Consider the following 18,690-nt stretch of genomic DNA (forward strand, 5'->3'; position numbering starts at 1 on the left):
CAAGACAGATCACAATATTCAGCGGCAGCATCTTTGCTCGGGTATAGCTACCAGTGCTGTCTTGCATCAACCAGCATGGCGGGCAGCGCCAAAACGGCTGTGGGTCAATAGGAGGCGCGTTCATGCCATATAGTGAGAATCAAGCTCTTTGTAACGGAAATGAATTCCGGGAAGAAAAACTCATTAATGCCCTTGTAATTGCTGAACAAGCAGCCAAGAAGTCTAACGGATGGGTAATTAAAATTGGTCGGGGCCTAGATTTCTACCAAAAGCCCGGGGGGTGGTATGAGCTTGGTGCCACTGATTTGAGTTTGAGAAAGTGTTTGGAGACGAAGGTCGATATTTATCGGCTAAACTAACAAGTAATAACTTTATTAATGATAGATTGCTTCACACAAATTAACACACTGTCAATTACTGCATCTAAATTTAAGGAAAACTATGTCATTCCAAACACCAATCACAATATCTGAAGCCATAGAAAATATATCTACTGCTAAATATGTACTACCCGCCATTCAAAGAGAATTCGTATGGCCTTCATACAAAATTGAATGGCTTTTTGACTCCCTGATGCGTAGCTACCCAGTGAGCTCTTTTCTTTTTTGGAATGTTGAAGGAAAATCTGTATCTGAATACAAATTTTATCACTTTTTAAAATCTTTTCGTGAACGATTTAACACACACAATATTGACATTGATACAACTGGTACGGGAAATTTTATTGCTGTTTTGGATGGGCAACAAAGGCTTACGTCACTATATATCGGACTAAAAGGGAGCTATGCGTACAGAGAAAAGCATAAGCACTGGAACAATGACGAATGGAGCATTCCTACAAGGCACTTATATTTAAATATTACAAAAAAACTCGACGACCAAGCTGAAGAAGATGGACGAGTCTACGAGTTCTCTTTCTTAAAAGAAAGTGATACTAACAAAATCGACATCTATAATGAAACATGGTTTCGCGTAGGAAAGATACTTGACCTTCAAAACATTTCATCTTTCAATAGATACGTACGTGAAAACAATATTAGCGACACAGCAGCAGACATTCTGGCGCGTCTTCAAGAAGTTATATTTTCTGATCGCATCATAAACTTTTTTTTGGAAAAAGACCAAGACCTTCACAAAGCACTTAATATTTTTATAAGAATAAACAGCGGTGGATTACCACTGAATTTTTCCGACCTAATCATGTCAATAGCAATAGCAAATTGGAATACAAAAGACGCTAGAAAAGAGATACACAATCTAGTAGATAGAATACAAGAAAAAGGATTTTCAATTTCAAAAGACTTAATATTTAAAACATATCTTTATTTATTCAGCAAAGATATCAGATTTAAAGTAACTAATTTTTCTAGCAACAATGCTCATAATTTTGAAAATTATTGGGATAAAATAAGAGATGCAATATCAGCAGCATTTGATTTAATCAAAGGATTTGGATACACAGATTTCACTCTAACATCAAAAAATGCAACGATACCTATAATCTACTATATATACCACAAAAACATATCATACAATTTTTGCACCAGCACTAATTTCAAAGAAGATCGAGAAATTATAAAAAAATGGCTACATGTCATGACTATAAAAAGAATTTTTGGCGGTCAATCTGACGGAACATTAGCCCAAATCAGAAAAGCGTTTACCAATGACATCAACGGGGTCACAAAAATATACTCACAAATTTCACACTTTCCTGCCAACGAAATTAATTCACAAGTAAAACGAGACATCAGCATAGGCGATGAATTTATTGAAGAAATCATCAAAACACAAAAGGATGATCGTTATGCATTTTCAATATTAGCCCTTCTATACCCTAATCTTGACTACAGAAATAATGACTTTCATAAAGATCATCTACACTCAGCATCTTCTTTTACTCAAAATAATGCGAAAATACTGAATTTATCACCTGACGATAAATGTATTTTTTTATCAAAAGAATGGAACAACAGCATTATAAATCTTCAACTACTGGACTCAAATGAAAACATGTCAAAGCAAGACAAATCATTGTCAACTTGGTTTGAATTAGAAACAAAGACACGAGACAAATACACACTACAAAATCACTATCTAATCCCAGCAGACACAAGTCTGGAACTCAAAGATTTTGCTATTTTTGCCAATGCAAGAAAAAATTTACTCAAAGAAAAACTTTGGAATATATTAAAATAGTCACGTTAACATAATATCAAAATGATTTTATATGCAAGACACTCGGAGAAAAATATGAAACCTGCTAAACAGGGACATTTTGACGGGGCATGCGGACTTTATTCTATAGGAAATGCATTATCATTATTAAGCAAAAGAACAAAAACTGACGAAATATTTTACACACTATTTAATTTCTTTTGTAAAAAATATGGCAATGCTGAAATTATTTTATTTGAAGGGATCAGCAGAAATCAACTTAATGACATATTAACAAATACAATAAAAATTTTACAGCTTGATCTTAAAATATACAGGCCATTTTGGAACAATTCAGCAAAATCCATTTCTGATTTTCACAAAATACTCGCTGACGAGGTAAATGAGAATCAATCTGCCGCAATCATTGGATATGAATATTCTAAATTTAATGACGGAGATTATTGTTCACACTGGACAGTAATTAAAAAAACAACTGAAAAGTCTTTATTTACTTACGACTCGCACAATGAAAATAAAATAATTTCTATAAAGAAATGCAGAATTTGGGATGATTTTCAAAAACACAAAATAAAGCCATACAAAATTTCCTCTACAGATACTTTTATAATATACAAGTAAAACTATCTTTATTACAAAAAAAAGAAATTTAAATAAAATTTTACATATTAATATTTCAATTTAATATCAACACAGACAGTATAATTTAAAAATAAAAAACTGATATCGCAAAAAAAAACTTAACCGAAGTGACGAGATGACTTTTGACTAGAATTACAATATACTAGACCATATATCATAAAATATTTATCAAAAAATAGATATCGCATCAAATTTTAAAAAAATTAAAGTAACCGATCCCTCAAAACTTCCCATGTCTCTTCAGAAGCCTTCCCATTCCTACACAACTTAACCTGCTCAATCCGAAACGCCCCATCAACAGACCTCTGCACCGCCATAGTCGCCCTCTCTGGCGCGTAGACGCGATAAATAAAAACATCCCCTCGCAATGCCTGGTAGACAAATTCTCCAACGCAATGCCTCATCACCAGACCTTCTTCAAGCAAGTCACCAACGTTGCTTATATACTCGATATCCTTTGTCTCTTTAAGTGGCGACGGCGGAAAGTTTTCGCCATAGTGGGCAATGATGGTCTCTTTTTCCTTTTTGCTTAAATCCCTGGCGATTTTATCGTGCAGATCTCGGATCTGAAATGCGCTTTTCATGGCGAAAAGCTTGCTCTCTGGATTTTCACATTCAAGCATTTTGCACATCATGCGGATATCGCGAATATCACGACAGACCTTGTACAAATAACGAAACGCATCCCGGCAGCTGTCAGCCGCCAGGCAATCCTTGGCGCATCCAAGATCCATCACGTACCGTTGCGTGTAAAACACCTTCAGCACGGGCCAGTTGATCTGCCGGTAATGACGCACTTTTTTCAAAAACTCCCCATCGTTAAGAATGCGGCGCAACAACTCAAGATCTTTTCGCAAGTAACTGAACTCACAAATTTTCGACAAAAACTTCAGATGCGATCTGCTTGAAGCCGCGCAAAACGATTCCAGGATCGAAACGCGGCGACGGGTATAAAGTCTCCTGACATCGGCCTTGGACGGAGCCGGGCCGAGCATGTTTGAAGCCAGCCAAAAGAGGATTGGCGCGGAGCCAGCCATCTCCGCGCTTTCGGGAAACTGACCGACCACATGTAGAAGTCTGCATTGCTGCGAACTAAACTGGCGCAGCACCTTGGTCACGTCTGCGGGCAAAGCATCGTGGTATGCGCGCACAGGGTGCGTTGGTTCAAGGTCGCAGACATCGGCGGAAACAATGGGGAAGTCGAATGCGTCGTCGTTTCTTGTCCAGCGGCCCCCTTCCTTGATTTCCACTCCCCCACACTCGCTCCAGGAACGCAACCGGACCTGGAATCCTCCCTCAGGAGCCAGACCCAAGCTAACGGTCAGTCGCTGCGAGACTGGATCAAATTCGCAATACTCGGGATCAATGATCATGGCGCACCCCCTATTTCAAAAACCCCATTCCCCGCCGGTCGATATCAAGCTTCAATTCCTGCTCTTGGCGTAACCCCTCAAGCAACACATGATGTTTCACGCCCTTTCCGCCATCAAAAAGCATTCGTGAACGAACCGCATGAAAATCCCCCGGAGTCAGGCGGCGCATAGCCAGGAGTTCCGTTTCCAGCTCTTTTGACATCGGCTCTGACACCAGCGGGGCAAGAAGTGCGTCATAAAGTGCCTGCACCTGCTCCAGCTTGGAGTATGTGAATGCGATCTTGTGACTGAACCGACGCATGGCTGCTTGATCCATGTTCTCCCGGCGGTTGCTGGTGCAGATGCAGAAACCCCGGCATTCTTCAAGGGCGGTCAGGAACTCGTTGACTTGGGTGGTCTCCCAGGAATGCGCTGCTTTTTCCCTTGGAAAGAGGAAGCTGTCGGCTTCGTCGATGACAAGGACTGCATCGTCGCGCTCCGCATCCCGAAAGGCTTCTGCGATCTTCGCTTCCGTCATGCCGACATACGGCCCGAGCAGGTCGCTGGCGCGAACAACCTTGCACTCCCGGTCCAGCCTCTCCGCCAGATACCGGGCGAGGGCGGTCTTGCCGGTACCGGGAGGGCCATAAAAGAGCATCGTAGCCGCGCCTGCGTTCAGCTCGCCGCCGCTTCGCAACATGCGATCCACCCGAGTCAGTTTGTTCACCAGGGTATCAACGGAGCCTTCCAGGCTGACTCCTTTTGGGTCGTAGTGCGGCGCAACCGCGATCTTCTTGCGCTGCTTGCCTCCATCACGCAGCATCGTCTGATAAGAATCCACCACGCGCCTGAGCGCCGGGACAAAGGCGCTCCGTTTTCTCCCGCTCAGCGCCGCAGCCTGGGTCACAGACATTTCCATGACCGAAGCCGGAACATCGTAGGTGCGGGACAGGTCTGCCAGCTCAGCGTCATTCACGCGATTCAGCACGCCGCGCCGCTCCAGAATCTGCCGCCACATGGCGCTCCGCTCCTTTCTCCCTAGCGGCTCGAAATGAATACTGAAATGAAAGCGCCGCCGCACCGCCCCTTCCAAGTGATGCACGTGGTTCGTGATCCACACCACCCGCTGGCCGGGCTTTTCCAGAAAGGTATTGAGCCAGGCCTTATCCACGTTTTTTTCCCGAGAGAACATGTCGCAATCGAGGATGCGCTCCGCCTCATCCACGAGCAGGAACGCCTTGTCGTGCTGGGAGGTGATGCGTGCTCCGGCGGTGAGTTGGGCGCGGCGGTCGTTATCCGCGCCCTGGGGCGGGCTCACAGACCAGGCCGGAATACCTTCAGCCGCAGCCAGACTTCGGGCGAAGGTGGTTTTGCCGGTGCCTGGAGGGCCGTACAAAAGGACGTGCACGGGATGATCCCCTGACTGGCGGAGCAGAGCCTGAACATGAGCCACCTGCTCGGCGGGAATGCTGAAATTATCGAGCGGCAGCACATCCCCTTGCAGCGGACGGCAAAAAGACTCGGACATGCGTTTTGAATCGGTCTCGGTCCAAAGGTCCCGGATTGGTTCTGCCAGAACAGCAAACTGTCGATCGACCTCCGCAATACCCAGGTAGGCCAGTTCCCGCAGAATATTCCGACATCGGGAACCCGGAATGCCGAGCATGTGCGCCAGAAAATCAATGCCGCCAAACCGCATGGCATGCAGGTTGTCTTCGAAATAGCTTTCCACAGGACTAAAGGCGCGGTTTATAAACAGGAATTCACACAGCTCAACACTCTCCCGGTCAAGCCCGAACAACTCCTCCAACCGCTTGGCAGCCATGGCGAAAGAGCGCGGACGCTTCATTCTTGTGGAGTGCACGTGGCTGCACTCATCCTGAAGCAGGGCTCTGACGGATTTATGGTGGCGAGGATGTTCCTGCAAAAACTCCTCTAATGCGTTAGTCAGATTGTAGAGGGAGACGCGCTTAAGTTCTTTGATAACCTGCAAATCGTCTTCGCTCTTAGATACAAGAACATACTTCTCGGCATCCTCGATGAGGCCCCGCAGGCAGAAATCAAGCCCTCCAAGGCACCACGCCGCACAATCGAACAGTTCAGAATTCAGAACGATCCGCTTGTCAAAAAGACGCACGAGCCATCCCGCAGTCCTGATCCGCGCATAGCGACTCTCGGGCGTAAAATCGATGGAACCTGAAGCGCTTCTTTTTCTGTGCCGTCTTCTCATATCGTCTCTCCAATGGTCTGCGGTTGGGTCTGAAATCCTGGGCCTGCCGGAGCAGGTCGCTTGAGATCAGTATTACCAAGCCCGCATGATCACAGGCTATCGAGAACACGATGATCGTCCCGCGAGGCTGGGAAGATCCCACGTTTTTTCACTTCCCGCCGGGAAGACATTCTAAAATATTAGAAATATCAAAGTGTTGCACGCAAAAAGATGCTGCAAGTTTGCCGATTTGCGAGATTTACTCCCAGAGAAGACGCATGACTTCGCATATGCGCGGAAAGGTCTTGATTTTCCAATCGTGACAAGACATATTGTCCACACTTATTAACAAATAGCGACAATTTGTCTGAAAGAATCCATGAAGCAGACCCCTGAAGACATATTCCGAGCCAACGGCGGCCAACTGCGCATGAGCGAAGCCATCGCGCACGGCATCTCCCGCTACATGCTCTACTCTCTCAGGGACAGGGGCGTGATCGAGCAGCTCAGCCGCGGGGTGTACCGCCTCGTGGAACTGCCCCCCATCGGGAACCCTGATCTGGTGACTGTCGCACTGCGCGTCCCGAACGCGGTCATCTGCCTGATTTCCGCTCTCGCCTTCCACGAGATGACCACACAGATTCCGCACGGAGTCTCCGTGGCCATTCCACTTCAGGCAAGACGGCCGGAGCTGAACCATCCTCCGCTGTTCGTGCACCGGTTTTCTGGTGCGTCGTACACGGCTGGCGTCGAAGAGCAGCGGATCGACGGAGTGCCAGTCAACATCTACTCCCCTGAAAAAACCATCGCCGACTGCTTCAAATTTCGAAACAAGATCGGCATGGACGTGGTGCTGGAGGCGCTGAAACTCTACAAAACCCGGAAACCCTTCAAGCTCGCAGCCCTGCTCGACTATGCGAAAATCTGTCGGGTTCAGAACGTGATGCGGCCGTACCTGGAGGCAACCCTGTGACATCCGGCAAGAACATCTCGGCATCCGTCAGACAACGTCTCTTGAACCGTGCCCACCACGACGACAGGCCTTTCAATGAGCTCCTGCAGTACTATGCCATGGAGCGCTTTCTGTACCGCCTCTCCCGCTCTGCCCATGCGGACCGCTTTGTCCTCAAAGGGGCGTTAATGCTCAGGGTCTGGCGATCCCCCCAATTCAGGCCGACCATGGATATCGACATGCTTGGCAGGACAAACCGCGAGGACGCGCTCATTCTCCGTCAAGTCCGGGATATCATGATGATGGATGTGGGCATGGACGGACTTTCATTCGACACGGATTCGCTCCGGACCGAGCGCATCACCGAGGATGCCGAGTATGAGGGAATCAGAGTGCGATTTCTCGGGAGCCTGGGCACGGCGCGCATCAACATGCAAATTGACATCGGCTTCGGCGATATCGTCCATCCCGGCCCCGAGATGGCGGAAATGCCCACAATGCTGGATTTCCCGGCCCCGCGACTTCTTTGCTACAGCCGAGAAAGCGCCATTGCCGAAAAATTTGAAGCCATGGTGTCTCTGGGCGCCCTGAATAGCCGAATGAAGGACTTTTACGACATATGGCTACTGTCGAGACAATTCGACTTTATCGGGAAAAATCTGGCCGAGGCCATCAGGTTGACGTTCAAACAACGGGACACTGTCTTGCCTGGAGATATTGAAGCGTTCAGCCGAGACTTTGCCGAAGTCAAACAGACCCAGTGGATGGCCTTTCGCAAGAGACTTGAGCAGGAGCATGTCCCTGTTTTGTTTCAAGAAGTCACGAGAGCGCTTGCAATATTCCTAATGCCGATCGCTACTTCGATCTCAGAACAATCAGAAACCCCCGAAACATGGACTGCCTCGGGTCCATGGTCCTGAAGCCCACTCATTTCACCCCTTCGCGTCCCTAGACAAGTCCATTTTTCTTTTCACCATCCCTCACCATGTCTTTGCCGGGATGCTCCCAGCATCGCGGGACCATCCAGCCCGCCATGATTGCCGCGTCGAGTCGCAAACTGCACAAGGAATGCGTCGACCACATCCAAACCTTCGTCGCAACAAGCGAGGAGCACGATGAACCAGAACGCACAGTCCCCTATCCCCTATGAAGAGATCCTCCACTCCATCGCCATGGACGCCCATGCGTGTTGGGTTGAATCAAATGAGATTTCGCCAGCCAGCCCTGACCATATTGACCACCCGGCTATGCGCTGTAGCCATCCGACCCATGCCTGCGCTACCCAGGAATCCAGCAACCGAAAGTCCCGGAGATCACGAATGAACGAAAGACGGCAGCTCAACGCCGCCATACTCCGCCAACTATTTGAAACCAAGGCCATACGGCTGGAGCGCGGCACAATCTTCGACCATGAGCTTGCCCCCAAAGGGCCGGATTTCGACTTTGACCGCGTAGAAGGCATGCTCCTGGGCGCTGCCATCGGCGACTCTCTCGGGAACACCTCGGAATCAAAGCTTCCTCTGGTCAGACATCAACTCCACGGTGAAATTCGCGACTATCTGGTCCGGGATCGGACCGGCAACGCAATGGGATATCCCAGCGACGACACGCAGTTGACGTTCTGGACTCTGGAGCAACTAATCGATGACAAGGGGGAATTCATACCGGAGCATCTGGCCCGGAAATTCGCGGACAGTGGCAGGATTTACGGTATCGGCCGAACCGTGAAGGGCTTTCTGGATGCATTCAAATCCGGCCGCCCCTGGTACGAAAGCGGGCCGCATTCAGCCGGCAACGGTGCGCTCATGCGAATCGCGCCCATACTCATCCCGCACCTGCGCCACGGCGGCACGGACATCTGGACGGACACTGCCCTCTCGGCCATGATGACCCACAATGACCATGCGTCCACATCCTCCTGCCTGGCCTTCACGGCCATGCTCTGGGAACTGCTGGACATGAAGACGCCGCCCGACCCTGCCTGGTGGCCCAAAAGATACGCAGCCCTGGCCACCGATCTGCAAGGCAACATCGGATACTCCCCGAGAAGCGGATGCATGAAGTACTCATTCGATGGCCCGTTGCATCAATTTGTCAGCGAAAAGCTCGCCTGGGCATACGGCGAAAACCTGAGCGTCATGGAGGCCTGCGAAATCTGGCACTCCGGAGCCTATCTGCTGGAGACCGTGCCCAGCGTCCTCTACATCCTCATGCGCCACGCCCATGACCCGGAAGAAGCAATCGTCCGGGCCGTCAACGACACGATGGACAATGACACCATTGCGTCCATCGTCGGGGCCGCTGTCGGTGCGCTGCACGGCAAGCGAGGGATTCCGGCAAGGTGGGTTGCTGGTCTGACCGGACGGATGGCAGCAAGCGATGATGGAAAGGTGTTTTCACTAATCGAAGAGGCGAGAAAACAATCCTGGACATGTGACAATTTTCTCTGAACGCGCCCTATTAGATGTATTGTGTGTCTTGATTTCATCAACATATCACATTATCAAATCAAACTTATCCTTTCATATGAAAGATTTACATTTTATCACAAATATGGAGCTAAAATGAACCAATACGACATTGACGAATTCCCAACAGAGGTGATTGATGAAATCAAATATTATGTATATAGACTAATCGATCCAAGAAATGGAGAAACGTTTTATATTGGTAAAGGAAAGGGAAATAGAGTTTTTAATCACATGAAATGCGCAATTAAAAAAGAAGAATCAGACGATTTAAGTGACAAATTATCAACTATCAGAGAAATTCGAAATTCAGGCCTTCATGTCATTCATGTTATACATAGACACGGCATGGACGAAAAAACGTCAATAGAAGTCGAGGCGGCCCTAATCGACGCTTACCCTGGCGTAACCAATATCCAAGGTGGACATAGTAGCAATGACTATGGGCCGATGAATTCCATAGAAATTATCAACAAATACGCAGCAGAGGAAGCCGACATTGCACATAATGTTCTCATGATTACAATTAATAAATCTATTATAAATAGCGAAATATACGACGCAGTTCGATTTGCATGGAGATTAAATATTAAAAAAGCAGCACAAGCTGATTATGTTTTAGCAGTCAAGCAAGGAGTAATTTGTGGAATTTTTGTTATCGAGCAATGGAGGGAGGCAAAGAAAATTAATTTTCCAGAATTCAATGTCGACATAGAAGGACGTTTTGGGTTCGTTGGAAAAGAAGCTGAAGATTCCATAAAGCAACTATATATGCGTAAAAGAATACCTGAAAAATTTAGACAAAAAGGGGCATCAAATCCAATAAAATATAATTTCTAATCAAAATATATCAAGGAACTTAATATGAATAATGAAAGACAAACCATCATTTTTCTACACGGCAAACAGTCCACGCCGGAAGGCTCTGGCAGCGGCAAGGCAATCCGGGAACATTTCTCCAACGAGTACAACGTGCTCATCCCGGATTACAAACCCATGGAGCGCACGCACGGAGAAATTGAAGCCTACTTGAAGGAGTACATCTCCCCTCACCCAGGAGCGCTCATCGTCGGCATTTCCCTGGGCGGCTACTGGGCCTATCGCATGATCTACACCCTGCCAGCCAGCCTTGGCCTGTCCTGCGTCCTGCTCAACCCGTATTTTTACAACTATCCCGCGATCGAAGTTCCAATGCCGCCGAAAACCATCCCGATCACCGTCGTCGTCAACCTCGACGACGACCTCATCAACCCGCAGGAAGTGATCAAACGCTTCCAAAGTACGGCGACGATCAGGGCTTTCGAGACAGGCGGACACAGGTTCAAGGACAAGACCCCGATTGTCAGGGAAGTCGCGACCGCATTGAAAAAAATTCGCAACGTAAAAAACTTTGACCAAGGCGATTGAAAGATCATCCAATATAGATTTTGATTTGACAGACAGGAATGTTTGGCAACTCAAAATCTTGTAAAACTAAATTTAGGCATTTTATCATTATATCTAACTGATTACGACATGAAAAATACAGCACTAACTAACTTGTAGCGCAAAAATATCACTGTGCCTTTATCATTAATTTTTTATTGATTGGATCAATCTCATATTTATAAATCTCTAAACAATATCCATCAAACTCCATTTTATTCAAGAACTCACCATCTTCAGATAAAATTTTGGATATCTCACACGGGTTCATTCGAACTTTAGAAATATTTTTTTTACTTTTAAATTTTACCTCAACCTCAACACTTCCGCCACGAGAAAACAAATCTAAGTATTCAGGAAACTTCATTTATTACTCCAAAAAATTAAAAATTCATCACTCAATACAAACAGTCATCCCAATAACAGGCAAAAATAACCACTTCTCCGCTACCCCTTTGCCCGTAGCAACCTTAACAGCGCTGGCATAGGCATCCAGTTGCCCTGAGTATGCTTCGGCGATCTCCTGCAACCGACCTGCCGACCCCATAGAGGACTTGTGGTCAATGATGACGTATCCATCAGGTGTTTCAACGAGAAGATCAATCCATCCCTGTAAAATCTGCCCGTCACCATTGCCGCACGAGACAGGCACCTCAGCACGTACTATCCCCTGCGGCCAGCGCGATCTAACCCAATCGTGTAACGCGGCAGTCTGTGCTTTGACCTCGCTGGCGGATAGCGCATCGCCAACTCCGAAGCCGGCCAGAATAACTTGAATCTCCTCTTGCTCCAGCGGGGCAGAGACATCCGTAAAACTCGCGGCCAGACAGGCGTGCAAAGCGTCTCCAGCCACGTTCCAATCAAGTTGGCTGGGCTTAACGTGCATGGGGGTCCCTATGTTCTCCTGGCAGACTATTGTTGTTTCACGGCCTTCAACGCCTGAAGGCGAGACAAAAAGGGGCGGATACTCGCTGCGACCGTTGGCAGGCTGGAACCAGAAAAGCGTTTTTTGGCCATCCTCTTGCTCCGCAGGTTCCTCTGCGACCAAAAGACGCGCTTCGGACGGAATGCTCGTCCCATCTGGCAGAACAAGCGGAGTTTCCGGCTTCTCACCGGGAGTCATCCAGTCCGCGCCAAGGGTCCGGAGCCATGGAGTTGTTGAGCGGGCCTTGGGATTGTGCGCCAGAACCAGCATGTCCCTGGGACGGGTCATTGCGACATAGAGCAGGCGCTTGCCTTCCTCCATGGCTGCGGCCAGGCTCTTCTTGTTTTCCTCCGAGGCCTCGATCGTTTCCAGAACGTCAATGCCGGTGGATTGCTTGCCGAATGGCCAGGGCCAGTAATGGATGCTGCGCCCGGCAAGAGGATTGTCGGCCCGAAAATCGCCTTCGGAAAACGTGGAGATCGACCACACGCCGCTGCGGATGTTTTTTTCAAGTTCGGCCAAGATGACCACGGGCCACTCCAACCCCTTGGCTTTGTGGCAGGTCATGACCGTCACCGCATCCAGCGCAGGAGTAGCCAATGCATCGGTTTCAGCCTCCTTCACCTCATCCAGCCAGGCAAGAAAACCGGCTATGGTGACTGTCTCGCGCAATGAGCGGCAAGTGAGCTGATACTGTTCGGCAAGATTGATCAGCGCCTCAAGGTTGGCAAGACGAAGCCGGGCCATCTCTGCGTTGCCGCACCATTGCATGACCAAAGCCGGCAGGTCGCACTCCGTGATCAGCAAACGCAGCATTTCGTGCGGGGTAAGTACCTCAAGTCGATCTCTAAGCGCCGCGATCCGAACCAGAAGATGGTGCGCTTCCGGGCCCTCTTCAAGCCAGGCCTTGGATTCCTGCTTCTGCTGAATATAGTGCAGACGATTCGTCAGCCATTCTTCGGGTTCCGCACATTCGGAAAGAGAGATAATTTCGGCGGTCGCAAGCGTATCGCCCTTGTCGCTGACGCGGCGCAGACAGGCCAGCGCCAATGCCGCCTCGGGCGTCTTCAGGAGCCCGGCGCTGGCCGTCGCCACGGGAATGCCTGCACCGCGCAGACTACTGGCCACCGCGTCAACGCCGTCATTGGTGCGGGTCAGGATGGCGATATCCCCGTAACGGACAGGGCGAACAGCGGAGCCGCTGTCAGGCACGCTCATTGCCGAATCGACAAGTGCCCGCACGCCGCCAGCCAAGGCCTCAAAACGTTCACCCACATTGGCGCCTTCCAGGACCCAGTTTGCAAACGCGGGGCTTTTAGTCACCTCTTTGCGTTGAGGCGTGAGAACAACCTCGGATTCCTTTAAGGATTCCTCAAAGGCATGTTTGAACACTGCGTTGACCAGGTGCACCAAAGGCGGCCTTGAGCGCCACGATTTATCGAGAATCCGCACATCGCCACCGATCTCCGGGAAGGCCGCAAGCAACCGCTGCATGAGCTCCGGCGAACTGCCTCGAAATCCGTAAATGGCCTGTTTGATGTCACCGACGAAATAACACTGCTTCGCGAACGTGGAGAGTTTGAGAAAAAGCGCCAATTGCATGGGGCTTGTGTCCTGGAATTCGTCCACCAGAAGCAGATCGAGTTCGTCAGACAAAACCGCCACAACATCAGGATTATCCAGCATCTCCAGAAAAAGGGCTTCCTGGTCAGTGAAATCCACGACGCCAAGTTCTTTTTTCCTGGCCTGGTAGTTCTGGATTATGGCTGCACAGGTTTCGAAAAGAGTCTTCAGATAACTGCGAATGTCAGCATGTAGCATCGGATGTGCCGTACACATGCCCGCAAAATTTGCGGCATCTTCGATCGCCGGGGTCATCGCTTTTTTCCCAGGATCGTTCTTTGAAAACTTGATCCACTCGGACCAGGGAGCCCTGGAACTACGCAGCGCACGTCGGAAATTGAGCACATCCTGGTAATATTTTTTAGTCTTATTTGTGACCTTTTCCATGGCAAGAAAAGGTTTCAAATCCTCAAGAGCAGTCTCGATGGCAGCCATGAGCTGGGCCGACAAGTCCTCGGCATAGGGCTTTGCGAATTTATCAAGCAGCGACTCGGCATTACGAATCGCCATGGCGGGCAGCGTGGATGGGTCGATCCGGTTCGCCCGAACTTCCATGACCAGTTTGCGCAGGTCGGCTCTCCAATCCTCGATGCCAAGCCGCCACGAAAGTCCAATCATCTCGTCGACGGTTTCACCGGACAAAACATCATCAACGGTCTTCTGCATCAACACCTTGGCCTGATTCTCATCGACAACCTGCAACGTCGGGGCAAGGCCGTTTTCAAAGGCGAACCGCTCCAGCAGCTCTCCGCACACCCCGTTGACGGTCCCGATGCGAGCCTGGCCCATGGCGTTGGCCAGATCAAAAAGACCATTCCCCAGGAGATGCTGCCGCACGCGCTCCCGGAGCTCCGTCGCGGCCTTGACCGTGAACGTCGTGGCGATGACCCCGCCAGGCTGGACACTGCCCTTCTGCAATTCATCCCCAAGAATCTTGGTCAGGGTATATGTCTTGCCGCTGCCTGCCCCGGCGCTGATAAATTGAAGCGTGCTCACAGTTCTTCCTCCCATCCCGCCAGAGCCAGATACTCGTTGTAATTCTGATTGAGGATTTCCAGTGCCATGCCATCGGCGGGGGCAACCGCCACCTCCGAATCATCCACCGCCACCTCGATGAGGCCCTGATCAAGGAACTCCCGCCGCCAATTCCAGGTCACCAGAAAGCGGCTCCAGAGCTCCAGGGCGCCCTCGTCCTTGACGTCGTCATCCCTCATGATGCGCTGCGCGTTAGGGAAAAAGCCTTGATCCGGAGCGATGAGCTTGGCCTGGCTGATGATGAAGTAGCTCAGGTCCGGCCAAACCCCATACTGCTGCCTGACCAGTTCGCCATAGAGAGTCAGCTGCAGATGCCGATTCTTGGCCAGCTTGTCCGGATACTTCTTCCCGCCGGCCCATTTCATGTCGATGATGGCCCGCCGCCCATCCGCGCGAGTCACGAGCAGGTCGGCATAACCCGTCAAATGCCCGCCGACAAATACGCCTGCAAGTTCCACTTCCGGCTCGACCTTGACGACGCCTGCCGCTCGCAACTGCGCCTGCAAGGCGAGCATGGCCCGGAGCAGTTCCGCGCGAAAATTCTGCAACTCCGTCTTGCGGCCCGGCATGAGGAGCAGCGCGCCCTCGGTTTCGACAAGACGGTCAAAAGCCGGTGCAAACCACGCCCGAAGCGCCTCGTCATCGAACCTGAGTGCTTCGGGCCACCTGAAGAACCGCTCCACCAGCGAATGGGAGAGATTGCCAAAGAGCAGAAACGAGTCCCCCGCTACGACGATCCTCCCGGGCTCCAGCTTGGCGTGATAGCGCAAAACCCATTGATACGGATTGAAAAGAAACGCTTCGAGGCTGGAGAAGGACTCCTTGTCTCGCGGGCTAAGTGTGGCGCCTTGCGGCATCCGCCACCAGCGCTTCAGAGCGGGAAGCGGTTTTGCCTCTATTTGACGGCAACCAGGGCCTGGGCGTTCAAGTATCGTTTCCAGATCTGCAACCTGCGGCTTGTGATCGTCTTCAAAGAGAGACTCGATCATGAGCCACAGAGGATGCACTTCCTGACCGGCCGGCGGCAGCACCAGGACGGCCTGGCCTTGCGCCGCCAGAATCGGTTTTTGCCAGTTCAATGCCTCTTTGCGCAGTTCTTCGGTCACTCCGGGCATGCGCACGCCTGCGGCAAGAAGCGAGGCAAGCTCGACAGACGACCAAGGGTAGGGTTTTGGCAGTGATGGGGCTTGCAGTTGCCACCACACCACCCGCTCGGCGGGATCCACCGCCGCCCCTGGACTTGAGATCTTTCGGCACGAGCCGGCCTCGGCAAACCTGAAAGGATTCCCAGCGCCCTTGGAGGTGCATTGGTTCACCAGCACTTGGAGCTTGCTTATCCCGATCCCGGTCTCTCCCTGTTCGATCAGGGCCAGCAAAGCGGTTTGGCATGCGACAGCTTGTGCGTGCCCGCCCTGGAAAACAGCTCGCCGCACAGGGTCCGGATCACCCAGGCGGACGCGGAAATGATCGGCGACCGCTGCAACGCGTTCAGCGACGTACGTAATGGGAGCCGTCTCGCCCAAAGGATAACGCTCATGCTCCAACCAAAAGCGGATCTTTTCGTCCGCACGCTCCCATTCGAGGCCTTTTTCTTTCCAACGGGATTGGAGCTTGCTCACGGTTTCCTGCCAAGGCTCTCCCCCAATGCCTGGATACGCGGCCACGGTTTCCGCGAGCTTTGTACTGATTTCACGCGGAATGGAACACAAGGGATGGGCCATGAACTTGATCAGGCCGTGGATATCCACTGGCGTCCATAACTGGGAAAGGACAAGGGGCAAAAACTGAAGCGCAGGACGAAAGGCGCTGAGTTCCTGAAAGTTCGGACGGGGCAGGTCATACACCGGCAATGTATCGGCGAGGGCATCTGGCTGGGGGACAACCAGAAGCGTTTCCCTGGGCGACCGGCTTAGAAGCGTGCTCAGCCAGTATCCAGCAGATACAGGGGTTTCGCCTCTTACGATGGCAAGGCTGCCGTCATCCACCCAATGGAGCTTGGGGGGGAGATCACCGCTCGCCTGTGCGGCAAAGGCGGCTTGAAGCTTGCCGAGAAGGCAATCAGGCGATGCCGAAGGCCTAGGCGACTGCATGCTGAGCGGCAATTGCCGCAGAACCTCTTGCCAGGCCCAGGGATGCCATTCCAACGGCTCGCAGAGTTCCAGGACGGAAATTCGAGGTTTGCGCTTGCGCATCCTTGCAGCGACGCGGGCCAAGCGCTGACCTTCAGACATGGGCACGCGTCCGGAGGCCTCGGTCTCCACGTCCTGCATATCTGACAGGCGCGCAGGGGCCTCTTTGGAAAACACGCCGCTCCATCCGTGAAGGTGCCATTGGTCCCGCCAGTCCAAAAGGGTCCTTGCCGTTTCCAGATCATCCACCGCGAATGTCTTATGATAAAAACGATCGGGATGGTCGCATCGTTTGAGGCATTCCCGATACGCCATGACGCGTTCGATGGCCGGAACCTCCCTATGGGGCAAGCCAAGCTGCATTTCCAGAATGCCGAGCAGTCCAAGAGGGCCGGTGGTCTTGGCATCAAGCTCGTCGACTCTGAGCGTCCCGTGTTCTCCATCCAGGTCCTGGCCAAAACGAATGCGCATTATGTTGCCCTCAAAAGGAATCTAGATTACGGCTACTACCAAACATAGTCGAAGAATTTCAGCATGTTTCCTATACGATCTGCAAACGTGCTGTTTCTTAGCGCAAGATCACCGGGCAGGCTACCCTTGATCGCGGAGATGGTCCCGTACGTTCGGGACGATTATAAAATTGATGCTCAAAGCCCTCATTTTCAGGGCAAACCCCAACCATTCGAGATCAGCATGGACAAAGATTCCCAGAAGCTCCAGCAACTGCAGCGCATCCTGCTCCTCTACCAACTCGTCAAGACGAAACCGGAAATGTCCTCCAAGGCACTTCAAAAGGAGCTGGGCATTGGCAAGTCGACTTACAACCGTGATCGGGAATTCATGAAGAAGCTGGGGGTCAGCTTCGAATATGACAAGGCAAAAAAACGGCAGGACCTCACAAAGGATGCGTTCCTGCCAATTCCGGACCTGAGCCTCGACGAACGCCTGGCCATCATCCTAGCGTTGAGCCAGTTAGGGGAATTGCAGGAGTCCTTCCTGGCCAAGCACGCCCGGGCAGCTGCGGCGAAACTCATGGCCGGACAAGAAAAATCCTTCTGCGACGTCTGCAAGGCACTGCTCGAACAGGATCTCGCCCATAAAGGGCATCCACGGCAGGAGCGGATCGTCCCCGACCTGCTCAACGCCACCATCAACCGCCGGCGCATCCGCATCAGCTACTGCAAACCGGGCCAGCCAGCCGAGGATTACGAGGTCGAGCCCTATCAGGTGTTCGTGGTCGATGGGTTCCTGTACCTGGACGGCTACTGCATTGAGCGCAAGGAGATCCGCTGTTTCAAGGTGTGCCGGATCCGCAGCGTGCGCGACCTTGGGCTGACATTCTCGAATCTGCGCGAATACGACTTCGCCCGCAGGCGGACCAACGTCTTCGGGATCTACGCCTCGGACCAGGAACCCGAGCACGTCAAAGTCTGGTTCGCAGCGGAAATTGCACCGTTCATTCGCGAAGAGTCCCGCCACGCATCGCAAAAGCTCACCGAAAACAGTGACGGGAGCCTCTTATTTGAGGTCGATGTGGCGGAACCGGAAGAGGTCTTGTGGTGGGCCCTGCGCTGGGGAGGGAATTTCGAGATCATCGAGCCGCAGTGGCTCAGGGACGAGGCCATCAAGACCATCAGGAAGATGGCGCAGCGGTATAAGAAACAATGACAGGGGCAGCATTTATATCAGGTCAATCGCGCTACGTGTGACCCAACTTTTGGAGGGGCCAAAAATGCTCGAGTTTTATCGTTC

The 18,690-nt window shown here is 51.0% G+C and carries 14 protein-coding genes; 9 read left to right on the plus strand and 5 right to left on the minus strand.

Translation table 11 applies throughout. The features are described 5' to 3' along the window. Positions 1–122: 122 nt before the first annotated feature. From H4684_RS20690 to H4684_RS15765, 3 genes are all read left to right on the plus strand, one after another. Positions 123–359, plus strand: a complete 237-nt coding sequence (locus H4684_RS20690) for an MIT C-terminal domain-containing protein (protein ID WP_225940487.1) — start codon at positions 123–125, stop codon at positions 357–359. An 82-nt stretch (positions 360–441) separates the two neighbouring features. Next, the gene (locus H4684_RS15760; RefSeq protein ID WP_192624490.1) at positions 442–2,199 is read left to right on the plus strand and encodes a DUF262 domain-containing protein; all 1,758 of its coding nucleotides are present in this window, start codon (positions 442–444) and stop codon (positions 2,197–2,199) included. A gap of 54 nt (positions 2,200–2,253) precedes the next feature. Next, entirely contained in the window at positions 2,254–2,799 is a 546-nt protein-coding gene (locus tag H4684_RS15765) for a hypothetical protein (protein WP_192624491.1), read from the plus strand. A gap of 224 nt (positions 2,800–3,023) precedes the next feature. Here the strand turns inward: H4684_RS15765 and H4684_RS15770 are convergent, their stop codons facing one another. Continuing rightward, the gene (locus H4684_RS15770; protein WP_192624492.1) at positions 3,024–4,193 is read right to left on the minus strand and encodes a PcfJ domain-containing protein; all 1,170 of its coding nucleotides are present in this window, start codon (positions 4,191–4,193) and stop codon (positions 3,024–3,026) included. Positions 4,194–4,203: 10 nt separating this feature from the next. Next, the gene (locus H4684_RS15775; RefSeq protein ID WP_192624493.1) at positions 4,204–6,402 is read right to left on the minus strand and encodes an AAA family ATPase; all 2,199 of its coding nucleotides are present in this window, start codon (positions 6,400–6,402) and stop codon (positions 4,204–4,206) included. Positions 6,403–6,760: 358 nt separating this feature from the next. Between H4684_RS15775 and H4684_RS15780 the strand changes: the two genes are divergently transcribed. The 5 genes from H4684_RS15780 (at position 6,761) to H4684_RS15800 (ending at position 11,208) form a co-directional block, all read left to right on the plus strand. After that, entirely contained in the window at positions 6,761–7,354 is a 594-nt protein-coding gene (locus H4684_RS15780; protein WP_192624494.1) for a type IV toxin-antitoxin system AbiEi family antitoxin domain-containing protein, read from the plus strand. Further along, positions 7,351–8,253: a nucleotidyl transferase AbiEii/AbiGii toxin family protein gene (locus tag H4684_RS15785; RefSeq protein WP_192624495.1), complete on the plus strand. Its 903-nt coding sequence runs from the start codon at positions 7,351–7,353 to the stop codon at positions 8,251–8,253. The genes H4684_RS15780 and H4684_RS15785 overlap by 4 nt, the downstream gene beginning before the upstream one ends. Before the next feature lie 399 nt (positions 8,254–8,652). Beyond that, positions 8,653–9,783 carry an ADP-ribosylglycohydrolase family protein gene (locus tag H4684_RS15790; RefSeq protein WP_192624496.1) on the plus strand — a complete coding sequence of 377 codons (1,131 nt, stop codon included), beginning with the start codon at positions 8,653–8,655 and terminating at the stop codon, positions 9,781–9,783. 114 nt (positions 9,784–9,897) lie between these two features. Continuing rightward, positions 9,898–10,641: an LEM-3-like GIY-YIG domain-containing protein gene (locus H4684_RS15795; RefSeq protein WP_192624497.1), complete on the plus strand. Its 744-nt coding sequence runs from the start codon at positions 9,898–9,900 to the stop codon at positions 10,639–10,641. 24 nt (positions 10,642–10,665) lie between these two features. After that, positions 10,666–11,208: a YqiA/YcfP family alpha/beta fold hydrolase gene (locus H4684_RS15800; protein WP_192624498.1), complete on the plus strand. Its 543-nt coding sequence runs from the start codon at positions 10,666–10,668 to the stop codon at positions 11,206–11,208. A 148-nt stretch (positions 11,209–11,356) separates the two neighbouring features. On the opposite strand, the gene H4684_RS15805 is transcribed toward H4684_RS15800, so the two are convergent. Genes H4684_RS15805 through H4684_RS15815 form a run of 3 tightly spaced genes read right to left on the minus strand, consistent with a single transcriptional unit; the run spans position 11,357 to position 17,409 of the window. Then, positions 11,357–11,593 (minus strand): hypothetical protein, encoded by a 237-nt coding sequence (locus H4684_RS15805; RefSeq protein WP_092194009.1) that lies wholly within the window; start codon positions 11,591–11,593, stop codon positions 11,357–11,359. A 27-nt stretch (positions 11,594–11,620) separates the two neighbouring features. Next, positions 11,621–14,770, minus strand: coding sequence for a UvrD-helicase domain-containing protein (locus tag H4684_RS15810; protein WP_192624499.1), 3,150 nt, complete (start codon positions 14,768–14,770; stop codon positions 11,621–11,623). Next, on the minus strand, positions 14,767–17,409 hold the full coding sequence (locus tag H4684_RS15815; RefSeq protein ID WP_192624500.1) for a PD-(D/E)XK nuclease family protein: 2,643 nt from the start codon (positions 17,407–17,409) through the stop codon (positions 14,767–14,769). The genes H4684_RS15810 and H4684_RS15815 overlap by 4 nt, the downstream gene beginning before the upstream one ends. A gap of 222 nt (positions 17,410–17,631) precedes the next feature. Between H4684_RS15815 and H4684_RS15820 the strand changes: the two genes are divergently transcribed. Beyond that, the gene (locus H4684_RS15820) at positions 17,632–18,606 is read left to right on the plus strand and encodes a helix-turn-helix transcriptional regulator (protein ID WP_192624501.1); all 975 of its coding nucleotides are present in this window, start codon (positions 17,632–17,634) and stop codon (positions 18,604–18,606) included. Positions 18,607–18,690: the final 84 nt, after the last annotated feature.

The sequence above is a fragment of the Desulfomicrobium macestii genome, from assembly GCF_014873765.1.
Taxonomy (GTDB): domain Bacteria; phylum Desulfobacterota; class Desulfovibrionia; order Desulfovibrionales; family Desulfomicrobiaceae; genus Desulfomicrobium; species Desulfomicrobium macestii.